This is a genomic window from Gracilimonas tropica DSM 19535, assembly GCF_000375425.1.
Classification (GTDB): domain Bacteria; phylum Bacteroidota; class Rhodothermia; order Balneolales; family Balneolaceae; genus Gracilimonas; species Gracilimonas tropica.
The window spans coordinates 90,069-110,760 of sequence record NZ_AQXG01000006.1 but is presented as its reverse complement, the minus strand read 5'-3'; the positions used below and the strand labels follow the sequence as shown (position 1 = coordinate 110,760).

Sequence of the window (20,692 nt, the reverse complement as noted above, 5' to 3'; positions counted from 1 at the left end):
TAAGGTTCTTTTACTGAAGACAGAAGATAACAGGCTGACAAGCTCGAACCAAAAGAACCTACTCTTCTTCACGTTTTACTTTATACACCGTTTCACCCGGTTTTCGCATACCATATTCCTCCCGGGCTATTTTTTCAAGGAGAGCCGGATCGTTTTCGAGATCTTCAATTTTAATTTTGAGTTCCTCTGAAAGTTTCTGCAGTTCAAGAGTGCGTTCTTTTAACTCTTTTTTCTGCGTATAAAGATCCCATCTTGTTTTCAGGCTATAAGTGTCTATAAAGGTAAACCATACCACTACAAAAGAAATGAGAAGCAATACCAAAAATGATTTCTTCCAGCGTAATGGATTTAAAAAATGTAGGTTCATTAATTTGCCTGTAGATTTCCCTTTCCCGGTCAAAATACATTAATTTGGTTATTAAGTACAATCGGGTTCGCTATGACAAATAATTATATTTCAGTAGTACTGTTTTTTGGGTTTACAGTTCTGGGTGTTTTTTATTCGGGAAATGGTCTTTCAGCACAATCTGAAGAATGGATCGAAGCCTATTTTAATATGCCGGCTGACCATTCGGTAGCTTTTTCGGGGAATGAAAGTAATGATAGCCATGACCTTATAGGGACCCTGGAAGAACTTATTGACTCGGCCACTACCAGTGTGGATTTGTGCATCTATGATATTGAACATCCCAGAATTGCTAACGCTTTAGCGCGGGCCGCCGGTCGTGGGGTATCTGTGCGGGTGGTAACGGACGACCACAACCGTACAGATGCAGGAGCGATCGACCTTGAAGTTTGGACGACTCTGGCTGAGGCAGGCATTACCTCTATCGACGACGATGGTGATATCTACACCCCTGAAGGAGAGATCATAGATAATGACCTGGTAAACAATAGTTCCGATATGCATAATAAGTTTGCGGTCATTGATTACAAAAGTCCTTCACCCGAAGATGATTTCGTTTGGACCGGCTCCACCAATATGACCTACACCGGAGCATATAACACCAATCATACGCTGGTGATAAAAGACACCGAAGTTGCCCGTGTATATACCGAAGAGTTTGAACAAATGTGGGGTGATGATGACGAAACTCCGGAACACACCCGGGCCGCTTATCACAAAGATAAAACCAATGTAAGTCAGAATGTATTTGATGTGGCCGGAACACGGGTAGAAATCTATTTTGCCCCTGTAAACAGAGATCGCACTAAACCCAGCGTGAGTGAGCGTTTGGTTGAGTTGATTAAGGATGAAGCTCAATACGATATCAATTTTCAGGCTTTTGCCATCACGCCTGACATCCCAATCAGCCGGCAAATGTGGAAACAAACAGCTGATACAGAAATACAGCTTCGCGGCCTTATTGATCCTGCGTTTTACAGTCGGTATGAAAGTGCCGGGGAGATTTGGGGCACTCCTGATGCCACATCGCAGAACCGAAATATCATACCGGCCAAAGAGCTTCGAAAACTTCACCATAAAGTCATCCTTCTTGATGCTGAACATCCCGATTCCGATGATGTGGGCGTTACTGTAGCAGGTTCCTATAATTTCTCGATGAATGCTGAAATGAATAATGACGAAAACACCCTTATCATTTATTCCGATGAGATCACTAACCAGTTTTACCAGGATTTTTCGGGAGCTATGCAGCGTGCTAAAGGGGAATCTTTTCCGCCTGCGCCCCCAGTTGATACCGAGAAATGGTATGATATTTATTCCATCACCGACGGTAGCCGATTCGAAATAGAAATTGTTCCCGGCTTTGGTTACGGTGTTGGATTTTTAGGCGTTGATGTTCCGTCTATTTATGCAGGTGAAGATTCTGCCAGATTTTATTCCGGAACTACAGCCGACTACCTGCAAAATTTGCTGGGAGGCAGGAAGGTACGCATCAAAGGATATGATGGAGGAAAGCCTGAAGCTCACTACAATGCTTATCAGGCGTACATTGAAATGCAGTATGATGACGGACCGGTAAGCCTGAATAAATGGCTTTTGGAAAAAGGATATGGAACCACCTCACAGTTTTACCGCCAACATCCTGATTCTATCGAAGCCTTCAAAAAATATGAAGCAAAAGCACAAAAGAATAGCGAAGGACTCTGGAAGCATCCCAATAAAATTGGCACCAAAGTATTACGAGCCGAGGAAGTGGATACCGGAAACCCGGTAAGCGTAGTATTCCCCATCAACATCAATACTGCTGATGCGGCCACCCTACAGTTGCTGCCGGGAATAGGTCCGGCTTATTCAGAAAGAATTGTAGCCTGGAGGGAAGAAAATGGCAGTTTTAAAAGCGTGGATGAGATCACCAATATCAAAGGTATAGGGCCAAAAACACTGCAAAAGCTGCGTCCGATAACTACGGTGGAATGAAGCTATTTTCTTATCCATTAAAGCTTGTGCTCATAACGGTGATGTCATCGGACTGGTCGGCTTTATTCATGAATTTGAGTACATCCACAATTACATTTATAACCAGTTTATTTGGGTCATTGTCAGCTCTTTTTTGTAAGAAATCTTTGAGTCTCGGCTTTTCGCACATATTGCCATCAATACACATTAAAAATTTCTTCGGCGATATTCATGATAGAATTTCTTGTAAGAATTTTTGTGAGTTGTCATATTGCACCATTTCATTACAGTAAAACAAAAAGCAGATGTGTGAAGGTTGAATTAAATTTCACCATTAATTTTGGTGGATTTTTAACCCACTTTTTAGTTTGTTTAGAATCTATTTTTAACCAATCATCAAGATTATGAAATACGACGTTTCGGAGCGGTACAACAGTGTAATTATCTCCTTTAAGGGTAACCTGATGGGAGGGCCGGATGCCGAAGAATTTCGAGATACTCTTCATGAACTTATTGAAGAGGGTAAAAAAGAGGTGATCGTCGACCTGGGTAAGGTGAAGTTTATGAATTCTTCAGGACTTGGGATCTTGATCGGTGGGATGACCACCATGAAAAATGCAGACGGAGAATTAGTTATCTGTCAGGCTGATAAGAAAATTGAAAGCTTATTGATGGTGACACAGCTTATCAAAGTGTTCAATCACTTTCGTACCCTGGATGAAGCGGTGGACTACTTTCATCAAAAAGCTGATAAATAAAAAATCCTGCACTAACTGAATAATGCAGGATTCTTCAATTTTGTAAACCGACTGAAGTTTGATTCAGCCGGTTTTTTTATGTCTTTTAATTAGTATCGATACTGATCTGATTTGTAAGGACCGGTGATCGGCACACCAATATATTCGGCTTGCTCTTCGGTAAGTGTTTCTAATTCCACACCAATTTTGGACAAATGCAGTCGGGCTACTTTCTCATCCAGTGATTTTGGCAGCACGTGTACACCCGGCTCAAATTCCTCAGGACGATTCCAAAGTGCGATCTGCGCCAGGGTTTGATTGGTGAAGCTGTTACTCATCACAAATGATGGGTGACCGGTAGCATTTCCGAGATTCATCAAACGTCCCTGTGAAAGCAGTACAACCTGCCGGCCGGTTTCGTTGATGGTGAACAGGTCTACCTGTGGCTTGATGTTTTCTTCTTTCGCGTTTTTCTTTAGCCACGCTACATCAATTTCATTATCAAAGTGACCGATGTTTCCAACAATGGCTTTGTCTTTCATCTTAAGGAAATGACGGTTTTTGATGATGTCTTTGTTTCCGGTTGCCGTTACAAAAATATCCCCTTCTTCAACGGCATTATCCATGGTTTTAACTTCAAAGCCATCCATAGCGGCCTGAAGCGCACAGATCGGGTCGATCTCCGTTACAATAACGCGAGCTCCGGCTCCTTGCATAGAGGCAGCGGTTCCTTTTCCGACATCACCGTAACCGGCAATAACGGCTACTTTCCCGGCCATCATGACATCGGTAGCACGTCGGATCGCATCAGCTGCTGATTCGCGGCATCCATATTTGTTATCGAATTTAGATTTGGTGACGGAGTCATTCACGTTGATCGCAGGAAGGCTTAAGGTACCTTTTCGTTCACGCTCGATAAGCCGAAGCACTCCGGTTGTAGTCTCTTCTGAAATTCCATTGATCCCATCTATCAACTCCGGGTAACGATCGAGCACCATATTGGTGAGGTCGCCGCCATCATCCAGGATCATGTTCAAAGGCTGGCCGTCCGGGAAGAAAAGGGTTTGTTCGATCGCCCAGTCAAATTCTTCTTCGGTCATTCCTTTCCACGCATAAACGGGGATACCTGCTTCAGCAATCGCCGCTGCGGCATGGTCCTGAGTTGAATAGATATTGCAGGAGGACCAGGTTACATCTGCACCCAGTTCTACTAAGGTTTCAATCAACACTGCAGTTTGGATAGTCATGTGAAGACAGCCTGCAATGCGAGCTCCTTTCAGTGGCTGCTCGTCTTTATACTCTTCACGAAGAGCCATCAATCCGGGCATTTCAGCTTCGGCAAGTTCAATTTCCTGCCGGCCCCATTTGGCCAGTGAAATGTCTTTTACTTTATAAGGTAGTTTCTCTTGTTTTACTTCTGCCATAATTAGTTATGATGTTTTGTTTTGTTCTATAATTTCTTTGATGTCTTCGTAATCGTTTCCGGTAATTCCCAGCTCAGATTTAATTACATAACCTTGTGGGTCTAAAAATACTTTAAAGGGAATTCCAATGGTGATTACCTCATCACCAACGTTATTATTATCGACTGCAAAGGTAAATTCGTATGGATTATTCTGCTTGAACGTGACAACATCTTCCACGGAATCCGAATTATTCAAATTTACTGCAACCACAACGAAATCGTCAGGATATTCATTCTGCAGGGAATCTAATGCCGGGAAAACCTGCAAACATGGTCCGCACCAGGTTTCCCAAAAGTCAACCATTACCACTTTTCCGGTTAGATCCTGAACAGAAATTTCATTTCCATCCAAATCCTGAAAGGTGGAATTCCATAAAATGGAATCAATTTTTTGGTCATGATCACTTAAATCACGAGGATTGTTTCTTTCGCTGTTGGAACAAGAAATAAGAGTTGGAATCAAAAAAACTAAAAGTAATGCGGGTAGTAAATGTTTCATGTAGACAAACAGGTTATAAATTATACTGTCAAACTCATTAAAGATACGGTTTAGTTTCGTGAATATAGAATTTTTGGCAGCTTGAAATATTCTCTGAATCTAAACATGCTTTTTTGGGTATATATGCGCTATCTTTACCCCCTATGAAGTACGATTTCACAATAGTTGGGGCCGGAATAGTTGGCCTCTCGACGGCTTATAAATTATCACTTAAATATCCCAATGCTTCTATCCTGGTACTCGAAAAGGAGGACAGGGTGGCCGCTCATCAAACGGGGAAGAACTCCGGGGTGGTTCATTCCGGAATCTATTATAAACCCGGGAGTTACAAAGCACGAAATTGTGTGGATGGAAGGCTCCAACTGGTCGACTTTTGCAGGAAGCACGATGTTGCCATGGAAGTATGCGGGAAGGTGATCGTTGCCACCGATGATTCTGAGATCCCAAAACTCAAAGAGATCTACGAACGGGGGTTGAAGAACGAAATCGAAGGCATTGAGCTGATCGATGCCAAACGCCTGCACGAACTGGAGCCGCATGTTAACGGAGTTGCGGCTATACATGTGCCGTGTTCGGGAATTGTAGATTATGCCGGAATGTGCCGCGTGCTTATGCAACTGCTTGAAGAGGGAAATGGGAAAGTACAGTTCAACAGTGAGGTGTCAAATATCTCCAACAAAGGAGATGAAATCGTGATCGTTGCCGGAGGAGAAAAGATCAGGTCTCATTTTCTAATAAACTGTGCCGGATTGTACTCCGATCACGTGGCCAAATTTGCCGGCGTCCATTCGCCGGTTAAAATTGTTCCGTTTAAAGGAGAGTATTACGAGCTTAAACCGGAAGCTCAATACCTGGTAAAAGATCTGATCTATCCTTTGCCGAATCCGGAATTTCCATTTTTAGGCGTTCACTTTACCCGGATGGCTTTGGGAGGTATTGAGTGTGGCCCTAATGCAGTGTTCGCCTTCAAGCGGGAGGGCTACAACAAGCTTTCATTTAATCTGAAAGAAACTACGGAAACCTTCAACTTTCCCGGCTTTTGGAAAATGGCCAGAGAACACTGGCGAATGGGGATTGATGAATACCGCCGTTCTTTTTCAAAAAAGGCTTTTGTTAAAGGTCTTCAAAAATTAATCCCCGCCATTCGTGAGGAACATCTCGAGGTTTCACCTTCCGGAATACGTGCTATGGCGCTGCAGCCAAACGGTGAGATCCTTGATGATTTTTACTTTGAGGTCGTTGACCGGCAAATACATGTGCTGAATGCGCCGAGTCCTGCGGCTACGGCCGGGCTGGCAATTGGAGATGAGATCGTGAGCAGGGTAGAAAAGCACTTCAAATTTCACCAGCCGGCTTAACAATCATTACGGACCGGAATTGAGATCGTAAACTCTGCTCCTCCTTCTTCCGTGTTATGTGCTTTAATAGTTCCACCGGCCTGTCCGATGATCTCGTGGGAGATTGCCAGGCCAAGACCTAAGCCAAAATCGGCACTATTGTTTTTAGTGGTAAAATTCGGCTCAAAGATCTTTGGAAGGATGTCTTCAGAAATACCCGGCCCCGAATCGGAGATGGTCACTATAATGAACCGGTCTTTTGCTTCGGTCTTGATGGTTATTTTCCCCTCACCATTCATGGCATCACATGCATTCACAATAATATTGGTCCAAACCTGGTTGAGGTCGCCCATGTTTGCACAAGTTTTGGGAATGTTATCCAGTTCTAATTCTACATCAACAAACTTTAGCCGGTTACTAAGTACCAGGATGGTATCACGAATGCCCTCCCGGATATCCGCCAATTCTTCCTTGTTTTGATCCTGTCGGCTGTAGCTTTTCAGGCTTTTTACCAGGTTTATGATCCGCTGGGAGGCAATGCGAATATTGTGAATCATTTTACCCGCTTCAAAATGATTGACAAGCGAATTTAGTTCGCCTTTTTTGCGATGTTTGTCAATCAAATCAAGGGCTTCATCAGGCATTTGAGCTAATTTTCTGACGGAAGAACGCTCATGGACCCAGGGGTATTTTTTTTCGATCAGATGCATTCGCTCACGTTGCGTATTGCTATCAGTCGGTTCAGAATGCAATCCTATCTTAAATAGGCGATAGGAATAGTGATTATTCTCAAATTCAGCGTAGATCTCAACCAGGTTTTCGGCCGCCCGCATTAAAGCTGAAGCCGGATTATTCACTTCATGGGCGAAACCGGCTACAAGTTCTCCGAGTGTAGCCATTTTCTCTTGATGAACCAGCATTTGGTGCGTATCCTCAAGTTTTTTGTAAGCAACTTTCAGGTCATTTCGTTCTTTATTTAGCTGCTTACTTAACGCATGTGTTTTTGTTTGAAGACGAAGATTACTTTTATACCGCTGTATCATGTTGTTAAGCATGAGCTGTTGCAACGGGTGCTTAAGCCGGGGATGATCATTTAAATATTGCTCAAATTGTTGGGGACGCATTTTCAGGGCAAGACCTTTTTGGGTGATCCTGGCGCTGGTTAAAGTAGGTTCTCCGGTTGTAAAGGCGATGAGTCCCGCAAAGCTGCCCGCCCCTAATGTTATCAGCACCACTTCAGTGTCATCAGGTTGTGTGCGGGTAAGCTGAATGTTTCCTTCCAGGATCAGGTACATAAAATCCAGCGGCTCACCCTGAGAAAACAAAAGATCGCCTTCCTTAAGTACGGTGACTTGATCTTCAAGCTCCGGAAGCTCATAGATCAGCTTTTTTATGAACCGGAGAATGGTCTCGGTGTCATTTAGCCACGATATACCTTTCGAGGTTTCCATATTTCAGTGATCGGTCATTTTTTTCTTTCGCATGGCCTCGGATAATTTTTCGGCATCCAGGATCTGCATATAGGATAGCAGGTCTTTGCCTTGTTCAATAATGAAGTCCGTGAGTTCATCGCGGACTACCATTTCGAGTTCTTCTTCTGTCCAGGGCTTTGAGATGTAGTGATCGAGGTCAGCTTTGTTGATGGCAAGAATAGTATCATCCTGCCCCGCCTGACCTGTAACCAGTACTTTTTTGCTGATGGAAGTATGGGGGTCGGACTGTAACTCAATGAGCAGGTCTACCCCATTTTTACCCGGCAGCACATGATCACATAATATCAAGCCAATGGTGTGGCCATGATCAAGAACATAATCAATAACCTCTTTCGCTTCTTTTGCTGTATTGGCAGTTTCGATGGGGAAAAACGGCTCAAATTTCTCAAGGTCCTTAACCAGGGCATCCATCACTTCAAGCTCGTCTTCGACAACTAATATGTAAACTTTATGATCCATGATTTTTTAATTTAAGATTAACGGCCAGTAGAACAAGGCATACAAGGTTACTATCAGCAATCCAAAAATACCGATGGCAAACCCGGCCCGGGTCATGTGTTTTGTTTTGAGTGAACCGGTACTCATAGCAATGGCATTGGGTGGTGTGGAAATTGGAAGCATCATTGCAAGGCTTGCACTCACTCCAATAACCAGGCTGATCAGGATGAGACTGAATCCTTCTCCGGCCACTCCGGAAGTAGCCAAACTTACCGCAAGAGGGATAAGCAGGGTGGCTGAAACGGTATTTGAAAGAAAATTCGACATGATGATCGCCACCAGGCTAAATGCTATGATCATGAATAATGCAGAGAAGGCACTCCATTCAATACTGGTGATGATCCATTCTGCCAGGCCGGTACTTTCCATCGAAATGCCCAGTGAGATACCGCCGGCAACCAGCCAAAGGACTTCCCAGGGAAGTTGACGGATGTCGTCTTTATTCAAAATCCCGGTTAAAGAGAGTGCAGCAACAGGAATCAACGCAACGATACTGCTTCCTACGCCATGCAGGCTTTCGGTTATCCAAAGCAGTACAGTTGCAGCAAATACAACATATACAAACAGGGCTGAACCGCTTTTTTGAAAAGAACCTTTTAGATCCATAGGAACTAAACCGGTTTTTGGTTTGAACAACAGCAGAAGGAGTATCCAGGAGAATCCCAGAATTATGAGAACAAGGGGCACTGCCAGCACCATCCATTCGGTAAAAGCGATGTCGATTCCCTGAGTAGAAAGCGCTCCGATCACAACTGCGTTGGGAGGCGTGCCAATGGGAGTGGCAATACCACCGATATTGGCTGCAAAAGGAATGCTTAAGGCTAAGCCAATACGCATAGGATCGTCCAAATCCGTTTTGGCTATAATTGGCAGGATGACAGTCATCATCATTGCTGTGGTCGCGGTATTACTCATAAAAGCTGAAAGCAAGCCGGTAACCAGCATCAATCCAAGAATGATAAATTTTGGACTGGATCCAAATGGTTTAAGCAGAATTCGGGTGAGGTTTTTATCGAGGTCAAACTTGACTGCTGCATCGGCCAGTACAAACCCACCTAAAAAGAGGATGATGATCGGGTTGGCCAAAGTTCCTATAAAATCGGTATAAGAGTTTGGGATATAGGTGGCCGAATTTTCAGGAAATAAGATGCCTTGTTTGCTAAGAAAAAAAACCTGAAGCAAGATCACTAATATAGATGTAGCGTAGATAGGAACCGGTTCAAGCATCCAGAAAACCGCAGCGATAATGAAAATACTGAGAGCTACGTGGCCGGCTTCAGAAAGGCCCGGGATGTGTACGAAAAAGGGGATGATAAAACCCAAAACCCCTAAGAGAATAGCGATTGTTTGTCTTGATAAAGCTTTCATAACACCTGCGTTGAAAGATGATAAGGTTGAGTGAGAACCACATAAAAAATAGCAGCTTTATGCGAACAGATTGTGAAGAAGGGAAGAGAGAATCAAAAATAAAAAAAGCGAAAGGTGATGGCCCTTCCGCTTTTTTAAAAAAATTAATCGAAGGAAAAGGTATTAATTGGCGGATTCCATTTCTACGGTGAATTTTTGAACCAGGTCTGTAACTTTCTGATCATCAACCATTCCACCAATGATGTAATATTCATTGCCGGCGCGAGCTACACTGCGATGATCCATAGTAGCGGTAGGTTGCTCACCCAATTCAACCCATTCGTTCGTATCCAGGCGATACCCGAATACAGTATTTTCGGTGAAAGAAGGTTTCATATTATAACCAATACCATTGTAGTTATAAGGATTGGTTGAGCCTCCCACAAAAACAACCATCTCAACCGGACTTGACACGCCTACGGCAGCCATGCGATATCGAGCCTGACCGGGATGTTGTTTGATGCGCGACCAGTTGATAGTAGTTGGATCTTCGGGATCAATTTCTCCTTTAATACTTCCGGGAGACATATTGAAGATCTGTTCTCCTTCATCAACCACCATTTGAACTCCATCCGACAAGATCATGGTATTACCAACTATTCCGCCTGCATGGCCAAATACCGGAGGTCCTGGGTACGGAGTTGCATGCGACCAGGAGTTGGTTTGTGTATCATACATCTGCACATTGGAAACATTGTTTGTGTTATTCCAACCGCTTACCAGGTAGATATAACGATCTTCAAATACCAGGGAAACGGCATCTTCAACAGGCAACAGCATGTCAGCAACCCGCTCATAGGTATTTGCAGCAGGATCGTATTTGAATACTTCCTGAGTGGAAACTTCTGAGCCATCTTCTGCTACGGTATACCCTCCGAAAATATAGATGGATCCATTCGCATATTCTGCCGTACTTCCCAAACGTCCGATCTCATCCGGTACAACAGGGATCTCTTCCCAGGAGTTGTTGGCGATATCGAAACGTGCAGAGTAGTTGCTTACGTCATCGTATGTTTTCCCCGATTCCAGTCCTAAAAAAGTATACAAGAACCATTGCCCGTCAACCTCAGCGGCAGACACAGCGTTGTTTGAAATTGCCTTTGGCAGAGGTTTGGACTCAGACCATTCTAAAGCTACCTTCTTGGGCGCCTGTTGACAAGAAGCCGCAAAGATCAGTAAAGTTAAAAGTGTGAATAATTTTTTCATTTGTATCACTAAAATGCTCTTATTGTATGTGTTAGTTTTTCAAAGGGAACACCACAATGTTTTTTGTGAATTAAGTGTTCCGTTTTTCGTTAAATTCAAGCTTCAAAGATAAGGTTTTTATATGTCTTTCTTTAAAAATAAAATTGTGTTGGTTACCGGTGGAGCAAGTGGTATTGGCTACCTGATGGGACAAAAATCCCTGCAGCGAGGTGCCCGTAAACTTATCATTTGGGATATTGATGAAGATGCTCTCCTAACGGCGGCTTCCCGGCTTTCGAAAATGGGCTTTGAAGTAGAAACCGATATCGTAGATGTGAGTGAGCCGGCGCAGGTTCAAGAAGCAGCAGATCGCGTTCTGCAAAAACACCCTGTGGATATTCTGTTTAATAATGCGGGAATCGTAAGTGGTAAAAAATTTGATCAGCAATCATCAGATGAGATCAAGAAAACGATGGAGATCAATAGTCTGGGGCTGATGTTTACAGCGAGAAATTTTCTCCCGGCCATGATGGAAAAGGCTTCGGGTTACATTATCAATATCGCTTCTGCAGCAGGACTGACTCCAAATCCCGGAATGTCCGTTTATGCGGCAAGTAAATGGGCAGCCGTGGGATGGTCGGAATCGCTGAAACTGGAGCTTGAGAAAAGTCAAACCGGTGTAAAAGTACTCACTGTGATGCCAAGCTACATCAACACCGGAATGTTTGCAGGAGTTACCGCTCCTTTATTAATGCCCCTGCTCGACCCGGATGATATATCAACCAAAATACTGGATGCCGTTGAACGCGGAAAAGCAAGGTTACGGGAGCCTTTTATGGTGAAATTGACGCCTTTTATCCGGGGGATTTTACCGGCTAAAATATATGACTTCGTGGCCGGTAAAATTTTTGGCGTCTATGATTCTATGAACACCTTTATCGGGCGAAAAAAGAAAGAAGAATGAATCCGGTTGAACTTGTAAAACGGCAGAAAGCATATTTCAGATCAGGGGCGACCAAGTCTGTAGAATTCAGGATGAAACAGCTTGAACTTCTGAAAGAGGTCATCACCAAACATGAACAAGACTTTGTAGATGCGATCTTTAAAGATTTCCGGAAGCCGGAGTTTGAAACCTATGCAACCGAAATCGGAATTATCCACGATGAGATCAATTATGCGCTTAAGAATCTCGAAAACTGGACAAAGAAACAGCGCGTTTCCGGTTCGCTGGTAAACTTTCCTTCCAAAAATTATACCGTAGCTGAGCCCTATGGCTCTGTTTTGATCATTGCCCCCTGGAACTACCCGGTTCAGCTTGCATTGTTACCGGTTGTTGGAGCTGTTGCCGCGGGTAATACGGTGGTTATCAAGCCTTCGGAGCTCACGCCAAATACGTCCTCGGCAATTGCGGGGATCATGAGTACGTATTTTCAGGATAAATTTATTGCGGTGGCGGAGGGAGGAGTTGAAGTCAACCAAAAGCTGTTGGAGCAAGAATTCGATTACATTTTCTTTACGGGAAGTACCCGTGTAGGTAAGATCGTGATGAAGGCTGCTGCAGAGTATTTAACTCCGGTGACTTTAGAATTGGGCGGCAAAAGTCCTTGTATAGTCGATAAATCAGCAAATCTTGAAATTTCAGCCCGTCGAATTGCATGGGGAAAGTTTTTGAATGCCGGACAAACCTGTGTAGCTCCGGATTACATTCTGGTACAGGAGAATTCCAAAAACGATTTGCTGAAGCACCTAAAGTCCGCTATCTGGGATTTCTATGGCGAAGATCCCGGGGAAAGTCCGGATTACCCGCGGATCGTAAATGAGGATCACTTCAACCGGCTGATGGGTTATTTGAAAGAAGGATCGGTTTTTTATGGAGGACAATCAGACAAAAAAGAACGTTATATCAGCCCGACGATATTAACGGATATTGAGCCAAATGCCTCAGTGATGGAAGAAGAAATTTTTGGGCCAATACTTCCGGTTCTTACTTTTAAGGAGATCGAAGAAGCAATTGATATCATCAATAAAAAACCAAAACCTCTGGCATTTTACGTGTTTACTGAGGACGACAAAAATGAATCCTTGTTGATGGAATCATGTTCGTTTGGGGGAGGAGCCGTCAATGATGTGGTGGCTCATCTCGGGAACCCGAATTTGCCTTTTGGCGGCATCGGGAACAGCGGTATGGGGGCGTATCACGGGAAAACAAGTTTCGATACTTTTTCTCACACAAAAAGCATCATGAAAAAAACCTCATGGCTGGATATTCCTTTCAGATATGCCCCGTATGAAGGAAAACTCAAATGGATCAAAAAGATTTTGAAATGAGCAAAGACACGTTCAGAGCTTTTTATGTTGAAGAGCAGGAAGATGGAACTTTTCGCTCGGAGGTAAAGCAGGTTTCGGTAGATTTTTTGCCGGATCACGAAGTGTTGATTGAAGTCGATTTTTCATCCCTGAACTACAAAGATGGCCTTTCTGCATCGGGGAATAAAGGAGTGACGAAGAGTTATCCCCATATACCCGGAATTGATGCGGCAGGAACCGTTTTGGAAGATAAATCCGGTTTTTTTAAGGAGGGCGATTCCGTCATCGTAACCGGACAGGATCTTGGATCAAATACCTCCGGAGGATATGGTCGGTTGATCCGCGTCCCTAAAGACTGGGTGATTTCGATGCCGGAAGGTTTGGATCCAGCTTTGGCTATGCGCTATGGAACCGCAGGTTTTACCGCTATGTACGGTGTTAAAAGGCTACAGCGTGAACTCATTAGCCCGGAAAATGGAAAGGTTTTGGTGACCGGAGCTACGGGGGGAGTGGGATCACTGGGCGTTTTTTTCTTATCGGAAATGGGATATGAGGTGATCGCAGCCACGGGGAAAATGAACAAAGCCGACTTCCTGAAAAGTATAGGAGCATCTGAAGTGATCCATCGCGATGAGGTTTCACAGGTGGATCCTAATTTTTTACTGAGCCGAAAATGGCATGGAGCCATTGAAACGGTAGGCGGTGGAATGCTGGATGCCGTGATCCGCCAAACCGATCATGATGGAGCGGTGGCCTGCTGCGGAAATATTCTTGGGCACAAACTTGAATCAAATATCTACCCATTTATACTGCGGGGAGTGAGCCTGCTGGGAATAGACTCAGCAATCTGTAAAATGCCCATGCGTCTTCAGATATGGGACGCCATAGCTGCAATGGATCATTCAAAACTGCCCGAAAATTTTACAAGAACAGTGGGTCTGGAAGCTCTTTCTGGAGAAGTTCAGGCCATCCTTCAGGGGAAACAATGGGGACGTGTTGTGGTTTCTCACAAGAAATAAAAAACCCGGTTCGGGAGAGTGAACCGGGTTTGAAGCATAAAGCAGCTGTCATACTACTCTATGTAGGGTTATGGGTATTTGTTTGATCTAAGTTCTTTCTCAGGCAGCAAAAGAAGATTTTAGTTCAGCTGCTGCAACAGCTTTACTCAATGAGTTAGAGAGCATATTTTTTGTTACAGGTTTCAATAGGAAATCCACACAATTAAGATCTTCTGCTTTTTGCTTGATGGAAGCACTGTCATCTCCCGACAAAAAGATTACGGGAATGTTGATCTGCTTATCTCTGAGGTTTTGAATGGTTTCGATGCCATTCAGTTCTCCGGATAATTGCACATCCATGATCAATATAGAAGGATCAATATCAAAAATACGATCAATGGTTTCTTCACCGCTCCTTGCTTTTCCCTTCACCTCGTAGCCAAGCATGGAAACTAATTTTTCTTCCACAATGGAAAGAAGCGGATCGTCTTCTACTATCATAACCGTTTTGTCATTCCGCATTTTGTCCTCCCTTAAGGGATTAAAATTTTCTAATAAAATATATTAAAATTTTTTAATGTTATCAATCGGAATGTCTCACAATCGAATAATTATTTTTGTTAGAAGTTGCCTGTAAAATTCAAATAAGTGATATGATCACTCTACATACATTAGCGAAAGACCTGGAAAGCAAGAAGATCGAAGAGCGCCTTAAAGACCTGGTGATCGCATTTCAAAAAATGGAACATGATGCTGAGGATTCGGACCTGCCTTACATAGAGGAGGATGGAAAAAAGTATGTATCGGAGAAAGATATTGAGGAGTGGCTGAGAAAACTTGAAGCAGAAGTTTCCTGGTCAAGATCTTTAAGTGGCGACGGTTGTTATATTGATCCGCAAGATGGAACCATTTGTTAATTGATTACTCAGCTTCGAGTTCCCTTCTCCATTTATTGAGCCACTCAAAGGCCGGCTTCATGCGTGAGCCGTACCAACTAAACCACTCCCCATTTACCAATTCGATCTTGGATGTTGGGCAGGCTTGGCGAATTTCTGCAAAGTGTTTTTCTTTGAAAGGATAAGGTTCACTGCTTAACAAAATGACGTCCGGATTTCGGGTCGCTAATTCCTCTAAAGTGGTTTTTGGGTATCTCTTCTTGTCTCCATAAATATTGGTCAGCTGCCAGGTTTGCATGATATCGTGGATGTAGGTGTCGTTCCCAACACTCATCCAGGGATCTTTCCAAATAAAATAAGCGGCAGATAAGGGACAGCATTCTGGCCGATTCTGAATCAGTTCGTTTATTTCATTAACCAAAGTGTTTGCAGATTTCCTGACGCCCAATAATTCTCCAAGTGATGAAATTTCGAGTAGTCCGTCTTCGATGGTAGCAATTTCAGTGACTCGTACATCCGCATACTTTTGTAATACTTCAATGTCTTCTTTCCGGTTTTCTTCTTTATTACAAAGAATGAGATCGGGATTCATGGCAACGATATCGTCGAGCCTTGGATTCTTGGTACCGCCGATAATCTGTATGTCATTAATTTCGTCTTTGGGATGGATGCAGAAACGGGTTCTTCCTATAGTCTGATCTTTCAAACCCAGATCAATGAGCAGCTCCGTAAGGCTCGGTACTAAAGAAACAATTCGTTTATATGGATGATCAGGCATAGCGATTGATGATGTTTTCGGCTTGGCGACAGTAGCTTCCCCCAAATAAATTGGCATGCACTAAAATAGGATATAGATTGTATAAGTCTTTGCGAAGCTCAAACCCTTCTTCCAAAGGATATTCTGCTTGATAACCTTCATAGAAATTTGCAGAAAAGCCACTGAAAAGACGAGTCATGGCCAAATCCATTTCGCGGTGGCCAAAGTAAACGGCCGGATCATAAATGGATGTCTTCCCGGCTTGAGTAAACATATAGTTTCCGCTCCAGAGATCACCATGAAGTAAAGCAGGTTGTTCATTTGGGAAAACAGATCCAAGCCTGCGATACATGTGTTCGGCATTCCTTAAAACAGATCGGGTAAGTTTTCCGGATTCTATACCCATTTTAACCTGGGGCTCGATACGTTCAATAGCGAAGAAATCGGGCCAATTTGAATGCCGGTTGTTTCGTTGCCTCAACCTTCCGATGAAATTATCATGATCCAGACCAAAAGAATCGGATGAATTTCTATGAAGCCGAGCCAAATGCCTTCCAAATTCAAAAGAAGTATCGTTTTTAGCTTCATCCTCAGAAAGCCATTCCAAGACAAGAAATGAATCTGATTGAAGAATTACAGATGGAATAACAAGCTCTGTATCAGCGGAACCTAATAACTGAAGCCCTTTTGCCTCAGTTGCAAACATTTGATCAGGAGCAGACGCATTCCACTTCACAAAAACAGATTTCCCTGATTCTAACTCTATCCTTGCCGCCCGGTTTATGTCTCCCCCGTGAACCGGAATTGCCTTTCTTATGCCGAGACCAAGTTGCTCTTGAATGGAAGATTTTAGGGCTTCGGGAAGCATGAGTTATTGTTTGATGTGGGGTTGTAATTCTTCGAGTAAAGCATCGCAGCTGCGTTCTAAAACCTGAAACACATTTTCGAAGCCCTGCAATCCGCCATAATAGGGATCGGGAACTTCTCCGGTATCAGGAGTGGGATCGAACGCGCGCATCATTTTAATTTTATGCTCGAACCGGTTCTTGCGATCCAGCTGTTTGATGTTGCTCAGGTTTTCAGAATCCATTGCCAGGATCAAGTCAAATTCCTCAAGATCTGCATATTCAAAACACCGTGCTTTTGAAGGCAAATGGATTCCGTGTTTATTGGCTGTAGCCTGACTTTTACTGTTTGCGGATTCCCCTATGTGATAGGCAGAAGTTCCGGCTGAGTCGATATAAAAGTAATTTTCCAATCCGGCTTCTTTCACTTTATGAATAAATATACCTTCGGCGGTGGGACTGCGACATATATTTCCGAGGCAAACAAATACGAGTTTATATGGGTTTTCAGTTGAAAAGGGGCGTTTAAAGTCTTTTGGCATAATTTTTTGTTGATTTTGATGATGTGGGAAGTTAGCATTTGGGGCTCAGCATTTCACAAAATCATCACAATGAATTAAGAAATTTAAAATAGTCATATGGTGTTGTCGGTAAGTGCCAGATTTTTTTGGTTGAACTCAATACAAGGTTTTCAATGTAATTTTGTATATTTGAGGCTTCAAACTATTCGCCGGAACAAAGTTTTTTATGGCAAAAAAATTCGAAGAAATAAAACAACTAAGTTTTCCTAAATCAGAAGTTGAAACGCTGAATTGGTGGAAGGAGCACAAGATTTTTGAGAAAAGTCTCAAGACTCGTGAAGATGGTATACCTTTCACCTTTTATGAGGGGCCTCCAACAGCTAACGGCAAGCCGGGAATCCATCATGTGATGGCCCGCACCGTAAAAGATATGTTTTGCCGGTATAAAACCTTGAAGGGGTTCCGGGTTCAGCGTAAAGCCGGATGGGATACGCATGGGCTTCCGGTAGAGATCGAAGTTGAAAAAGAGTTAGGGCTTGAGGGCCGTGCGCAGGTTGAGGAGTACGGTATTGAAAAGTACAACGCCAAGTGCCGCGAAAGCGTGCTCAAATACAAAGATCTTTGGGATGAACTCACTTCCCGCATGGGCTATTGGGTGGATCAGGATAACCCGTACATCACTTTTGACAACAAGTATATTGAGTCTGTTTGGTGGGCATTTAATAAGCTCTATGAAAAAGGGTTGGTATATAAAGGCTATAAAATTCAATGGTACTCTCCGGGAAGCGGAACGGTGCTTTCCTCTCATGAGGTGAGCCTTGGCTATAAGGAAACGCAAGATCCGTCCATTTACGTGAAATTCAAGATGGATGGCGAGGATGCATATTTCCTGGCGTGGACAACTACTCCCTGGACTATTGTATCCAACATGGCGCTTGCAGTGAATCCTAATCTCGACTATGTGAAGGTTGGCCATTTTGATGAGACATTCATCATGGCTAAGGACTGTGTAGAAGAAGTGCTTGGTGAAGATCATATTATTCAGGAAGAGTTCAAGGGCTCCGTATTATTAGGGAAGACGTACGAACCGGTATTTGAATTTGCATTCTCAGAATATGAAAAATCTGATGCATGGCGGGTTATTCCCGCTGATTATGTGACCACGGAAGATGGTACCGGTGTGGTACATACCGCTCCTGCTTTTGGTGCAGATGATTATGATTCTTGCCAGAAAGCAGACATACCTATGTTCAATCCTATCGACCGGGATGGAAAGTTTACCGAGAAAGCACCGGATTTTGAGGGGCAATGGTTCAAAGAAGCTGACAAAGACATCGCCCGCGCCATCAAAGAAAAAGGGTTGATGTACAAGCATGAGACCATGGTGCATAATTATCCTTTTGACTGGCGCAAAGGCACCCCGTTGATGTCGTACCCGGTAGAATCCTGGTTTATTGAGACCACCAAGGTGAAAGACCGAATGGTTGAACTCAATAAGAAAATTAATTGGAAGCCCGAAAGTACCGGCAGCGGGCGTTTTGGAACCTGGCTTGAAAATAACGTGGACTGGGCTATTTCCCGCCAGCGTTATTGGGGAACACCGATCCCGATCTGGGTGAGCGATAAAGATCCGGATTATGTAGAATCTATTGGAAGTGTAGCTGAACTGCGCGAAAAAGCAGGCCTGGATGAGGATGAAGAGATCGATCTTCACCGCCCATATATTGATGATCTTACCTGGGAGGCTCCTGATGGGGGCACGATGCGAAGAATTCCGGACTTGCTGGACGTTTGGTTTGATTCCGGCGCTATGCCTTTTGCTCAATGGCATTATCCTTTTGACAATGACCATGATTTTCAGGTGAACTACCCTGCTGATTTCATCGCTGAAGGCGTTGACCAAACCCGTGGATGGTTCTATACCTTGCACGCTCTTGGTACCATGCTGTTCAATGAAGAAGCTTACAAAAATGTAGTTTCCAATGGATTGGTGCTGGATGAGAACGGCGAGAAAATGAGTAAATCGAAGGGGAATTCCGTGGATCCTTTCGAGGTCATTCAGGAGTTTGGCGCAGATACGGTGCGCTGGTATATGATGAGTAATTCTTCTCCCTGGGAGAACCTGAAGTTTAGCGTAGACGGACTCAAAGAAGTTCAGCGTAAGTTTTTCAATACTATTATCAATACGTATTCATTCTTTGCGATGTATGCTAATATTGATGGCTTCAATTATTCCGGAACCGCGATTCCCATTGCTGATCGGCCTGAAATTGATAAGTGGATCATATCCCGGCTGAATTCCACCATTAAAATGGTAGAGGAACATTTTGAGGATTATGAACCTACCAAAGCAGCCCGTGAGCTGGAAAATTTTGTAGAAGAACTCAGTAACTGGTACGTTCGCAGAAACCGGCGCCGTTTTTGGAAAGAAGGAAATACGCTGGATAAGACTGCTGCCTATCAAACGCTCTACGAATGTTTAAACAGCCTCAGTAAGATGATCAGTCCAATTGCTCCTTTTGTTGGAGAATGGCTCTATCAAAGACTGAATAGTGTGACCGGACATGATGAAGAATCCGTACATCTGTCCTTTTTCCCAACGGTGGAAGAAACCGCTATCAATAAAGCGCTTGAGCATAAGATGGAAATGGCACGATTGATCTCATACATCGTGTTGCGTATCCGTAACCAGATCGAGATGAATGTCCGACAACCTTTGGCTCGTATCATCCTTCCGATCAAAGATGAGACGGAACGACAAGCAATTGAGTCGGTTCGGGATATAATATTGGAGGAAGTAAACGTTAAGGATATCCAATTCGTGGATGATGATTCGGGCATTGTTCGAAAATCAGCCAAACCGAATTACCCGGTACTTGGCAAGCGGCTTGGCCCCAAAATGAAAGCCGTTGCTGCCAAAGTAAATCAACTGAGTACCGAACAAATCACACAATTTGAAAAAGAAGGCTTTATCGATCTTGATATAGATGATGAAACCATCCGTATTGATTCGGAAGGACTTGAGATCATTCGAACAGGATTGGAAGGCTGGACGGTAGAAACCGAGCGCGGACTAAGCGTAGCGGTAGATACAGACCTGAGCAAAGAGCTTGTTCAGGAAGGTATTGCGCGGGAATTCGTGAACCGGATTCAAAATATGCGGAAAGAAGCCGATTTTGAAGTAACCGACCGCATTGCCATTGGTTTTACCGGAGGCGAAGGTATTAAAGAAGCCGTTGTTTCCATGAGTGAATACATCAAGAAAGAAACACTGGCAGAAGAGATTCAGATCAAAGAACTTGAAGTTTCTGACTTCACAAAGACTTGGGAAATCGGTGAGGAAGAATGCACCATTTCAATCCGAAGAAATATTAATTCATAAGTA

At 43.6% G+C, this 20,692-nt stretch carries 19 protein-coding genes; 8 read left to right on the top strand and 11 right to left on the bottom strand.

The features are described 5' to 3' along the window. Positions 1-58: 58 nt before the first annotated feature. Entirely contained in the window at positions 59-367 is a 309-nt protein-coding gene (locus tag B151_RS0111110; RefSeq protein WP_040516970.1) for an FtsB family cell division protein, read from the bottom strand. A gap of 72 nt (positions 368-439) precedes the next feature. On the opposite strand from B151_RS0111110, the gene B151_RS0111105 reads away from it, so the two are divergent. Then, a complete protein-coding gene (locus B151_RS0111105; protein ID WP_020403706.1) occupies positions 440-2,383 on the top strand; it encodes a phospholipase D-like domain-containing protein in 1,944 nt (647 codons plus the stop codon). 383 nt (positions 2,384-2,766) lie between these two features. Further along, complete coding sequence (locus B151_RS0111095; RefSeq protein ID WP_020403704.1) at positions 2,767-3,120, top strand: STAS domain-containing protein; 354 nt, start codon at positions 2,767-2,769, stop codon at positions 3,118-3,120. An 89-nt stretch (positions 3,121-3,209) separates the two neighbouring features. Here B151_RS0111095 and ahcY read toward each other — a convergent pair whose 3' ends face one another. Further along, positions 3,210-4,523: an adenosylhomocysteinase gene (ahcY, locus tag B151_RS0111090; protein WP_020403703.1), complete on the bottom strand. Its 1,314-nt coding sequence runs from the start codon at positions 4,521-4,523 to the stop codon at positions 3,210-3,212. A gap of 6 nt (positions 4,524-4,529) precedes the next feature. Continuing rightward, positions 4,530-5,063 (bottom strand): TlpA family protein disulfide reductase, encoded by a 534-nt coding sequence (locus B151_RS0111085; protein WP_071594702.1) that lies wholly within the window; start codon positions 5,061-5,063, stop codon positions 4,530-4,532. A gap of 143 nt (positions 5,064-5,206) precedes the next feature. On the opposite strand from B151_RS0111085, the gene lhgO reads away from it, so the two are divergent. Beyond that, a complete protein-coding gene (gene lhgO / locus B151_RS0111080) occupies positions 5,207-6,421 on the top strand; it encodes an L-2-hydroxyglutarate oxidase (protein WP_040516968.1) in 1,215 nt (404 codons plus the stop codon). On the opposite strand, the gene B151_RS0111075 is transcribed toward lhgO, so the two are convergent. The 4 genes from B151_RS0111075 to B151_RS18580 all read right to left on the bottom strand — a co-directional run bounded on the left by B151_RS0111075 (position 6,418) and on the right by B151_RS18580 (position 11,004). Beyond that, positions 6,418-7,851, bottom strand: a complete 1,434-nt coding sequence (locus B151_RS0111075; RefSeq protein WP_020403700.1) for an ATP-binding protein — start codon at positions 7,849-7,851, stop codon at positions 6,418-6,420. The genes lhgO and B151_RS0111075 overlap by 4 nt on opposite strands. Positions 7,852-7,854: 3 nt before the next feature. After that, a complete protein-coding gene (locus B151_RS0111070; RefSeq protein WP_020403699.1) occupies positions 7,855-8,352 on the bottom strand; it encodes a response regulator in 498 nt (165 codons plus the stop codon). A gap of 6 nt (positions 8,353-8,358) precedes the next feature. After that, positions 8,359-9,759 carry an SLC13 family permease gene (locus tag B151_RS0111065; RefSeq protein WP_040516939.1) on the bottom strand — a complete coding sequence of 467 codons (1,401 nt, stop codon included), beginning with the start codon at positions 9,757-9,759 and terminating at the stop codon, positions 8,359-8,361. A 162-nt stretch (positions 9,760-9,921) separates the two neighbouring features. Then, a complete protein-coding gene (locus B151_RS18580) occupies positions 9,922-11,004 on the bottom strand; it encodes a Kelch repeat-containing protein (protein ID WP_020403697.1) in 1,083 nt (360 codons plus the stop codon). Between the two features lie 121 nt (positions 11,005-11,125). Here B151_RS18580 and B151_RS0111055 point away from each other — a divergent pair, with 121 nt between their 5' ends. The 3 genes from B151_RS0111055 to B151_RS0111045 are packed head-to-tail and all read left to right on the top strand — an operon-like array spanning position 11,126 to position 14,309. Then, entirely contained in the window at positions 11,126-11,947 is an 822-nt protein-coding gene (locus B151_RS0111055; protein ID WP_020403696.1) for an SDR family oxidoreductase, read from the top strand. Beyond that, positions 11,944-13,311: an aldehyde dehydrogenase gene (locus B151_RS0111050; RefSeq protein ID WP_020403695.1), complete on the top strand. Its 1,368-nt coding sequence runs from the start codon at positions 11,944-11,946 to the stop codon at positions 13,309-13,311. The genes B151_RS0111055 and B151_RS0111050 overlap by 4 nt, the downstream gene beginning before the upstream one ends. Next, complete coding sequence (locus tag B151_RS0111045) at positions 13,287-14,309, top strand: YhdH/YhfP family quinone oxidoreductase (RefSeq protein ID WP_020403694.1); 1,023 nt, start codon at positions 13,287-13,289, stop codon at positions 14,307-14,309. Before B151_RS0111050 ends, B151_RS0111045 begins: the two co-directional genes overlap by 25 nt. Before the next feature lie 99 nt (positions 14,310-14,408). Here B151_RS0111045 and B151_RS18575 read toward each other — a convergent pair whose 3' ends face one another. Continuing rightward, positions 14,409-14,789 carry a response regulator gene (locus B151_RS18575; protein ID WP_169332211.1) on the bottom strand — a complete coding sequence of 127 codons (381 nt, stop codon included), beginning with the start codon at positions 14,787-14,789 and terminating at the stop codon, positions 14,409-14,411. A 152-nt stretch (positions 14,790-14,941) separates the two neighbouring features. Between B151_RS18575 and B151_RS0111035 the strand changes: the two genes are divergently transcribed. Continuing rightward, positions 14,942-15,205, top strand: coding sequence for a hypothetical protein (locus tag B151_RS0111035; RefSeq protein ID WP_020403692.1), 264 nt, complete (start codon positions 14,942-14,944; stop codon positions 15,203-15,205). A gap of 4 nt (positions 15,206-15,209) precedes the next feature. On the opposite strand, the gene B151_RS0111030 is transcribed toward B151_RS0111035, so the two are convergent. Genes B151_RS0111030 through B151_RS0111020 form a run of 3 tightly spaced genes read right to left on the bottom strand, consistent with a single transcriptional unit; the run spans position 15,210 to position 17,328 of the window. Further along, positions 15,210-15,962: a helical backbone metal receptor gene (locus tag B151_RS0111030; RefSeq protein WP_020403691.1), complete on the bottom strand. Its 753-nt coding sequence runs from the start codon at positions 15,960-15,962 to the stop codon at positions 15,210-15,212. Next, entirely contained in the window at positions 15,955-16,809 is an 855-nt protein-coding gene (locus tag B151_RS0111025) for a fructosamine kinase family protein (protein ID WP_020403690.1), read from the bottom strand. The genes B151_RS0111030 and B151_RS0111025 overlap by 8 nt, the downstream gene beginning before the upstream one ends. A 3-nt stretch (positions 16,810-16,812) precedes the next feature. Continuing rightward, positions 16,813-17,328 carry a low molecular weight protein-tyrosine-phosphatase gene (locus B151_RS0111020; RefSeq protein ID WP_020403689.1) on the bottom strand — a complete coding sequence of 172 codons (516 nt, stop codon included), beginning with the start codon at positions 17,326-17,328 and terminating at the stop codon, positions 16,813-16,815. Between the two features lie 205 nt (positions 17,329-17,533). Between B151_RS0111020 and ileS the strand changes: the two genes are divergently transcribed. Beyond that, positions 17,534-20,689, top strand: a complete 3,156-nt coding sequence (gene ileS, locus B151_RS0111015; protein ID WP_020403688.1) for an isoleucine--tRNA ligase — start codon at positions 17,534-17,536, stop codon at positions 20,687-20,689. Positions 20,690-20,692: the final 3 nt, after the last annotated feature.

Excerpts from the sequence above, each read along its gene's own strand:
- B151_RS0111110 (WP_040516970.1), bottom strand. The coding sequence starts at position 367 with ATGAACCTACATTTTTTAAATCCATTACGCTGGAAGAAATCATTTTTG.
- B151_RS0111105 (WP_020403706.1), top strand. The coding sequence starts at position 440 with ATGACAAATAATTATATTTCAGTAGTACTGTTTTTTGGGTTTACAGTT.
- B151_RS0111095 (WP_020403704.1), top strand. The coding sequence starts at position 2,767 with ATGAAATACGACGTTTCGGAGCGGTACAACAGTGTAATTATCTCCTTT.
- ahcY (WP_020403703.1), bottom strand. The coding sequence starts at position 4,523 with ATGGCAGAAGTAAAACAAGAGAAACTACCTTATAAAGTAAAAGACATT.
- B151_RS0111085 (WP_071594702.1), bottom strand. The coding sequence starts at position 5,063 with ATGAAACATTTACTACCCGCATTACTTTTAGTTTTTTTGATTCCAACT.
- lhgO (WP_040516968.1), top strand. The coding sequence starts at position 5,207 with ATGAAGTACGATTTCACAATAGTTGGGGCCGGAATAGTTGGCCTCTCG.
- B151_RS0111075 (WP_020403700.1), bottom strand. The coding sequence starts at position 7,851 with ATGGAAACCTCGAAAGGTATATCGTGGCTAAATGACACCGAGACCATT.
- B151_RS0111070 (WP_020403699.1), bottom strand. The coding sequence starts at position 8,352 with ATGGATCATAAAGTTTACATATTAGTTGTCGAAGACGAGCTTGAAGTG.
- B151_RS0111065 (WP_040516939.1), bottom strand. The coding sequence starts at position 9,759 with ATGAAAGCTTTATCAAGACAAACAATCGCTATTCTCTTAGGGGTTTTG.
- B151_RS18580 (WP_020403697.1), bottom strand. The coding sequence starts at position 11,004 with ATGAAAAAATTATTCACACTTTTAACTTTACTGATCTTTGCGGCTTCT.
- B151_RS0111055 (WP_020403696.1), top strand. The coding sequence starts at position 11,126 with ATGTCTTTCTTTAAAAATAAAATTGTGTTGGTTACCGGTGGAGCAAGT.
- B151_RS0111050 (WP_020403695.1), top strand. The coding sequence starts at position 11,944 with ATGAATCCGGTTGAACTTGTAAAACGGCAGAAAGCATATTTCAGATCA.
- B151_RS0111045 (WP_020403694.1), top strand. The coding sequence starts at position 13,287 with ATGGATCAAAAAGATTTTGAAATGAGCAAAGACACGTTCAGAGCTTTT.
- B151_RS18575 (WP_169332211.1), bottom strand. The coding sequence starts at position 14,789 with ATGATAGTAGAAGACGATCCGCTTCTTTCCATTGTGGAAGAAAAATTA.
- B151_RS0111035 (WP_020403692.1), top strand. The coding sequence starts at position 14,942 with ATGATCACTCTACATACATTAGCGAAAGACCTGGAAAGCAAGAAGATC.
- B151_RS0111030 (WP_020403691.1), bottom strand. The coding sequence starts at position 15,962 with ATGCCTGATCATCCATATAAACGAATTGTTTCTTTAGTACCGAGCCTT.
- B151_RS0111025 (WP_020403690.1), bottom strand. The coding sequence starts at position 16,809 with ATGCTTCCCGAAGCCCTAAAATCTTCCATTCAAGAGCAACTTGGTCTC.
- B151_RS0111020 (WP_020403689.1), bottom strand. The coding sequence starts at position 17,328 with ATGCCAAAAGACTTTAAACGCCCCTTTTCAACTGAAAACCCATATAAA.
- ileS (WP_020403688.1), top strand. The coding sequence starts at position 17,534 with ATGGCAAAAAAATTCGAAGAAATAAAACAACTAAGTTTTCCTAAATCA.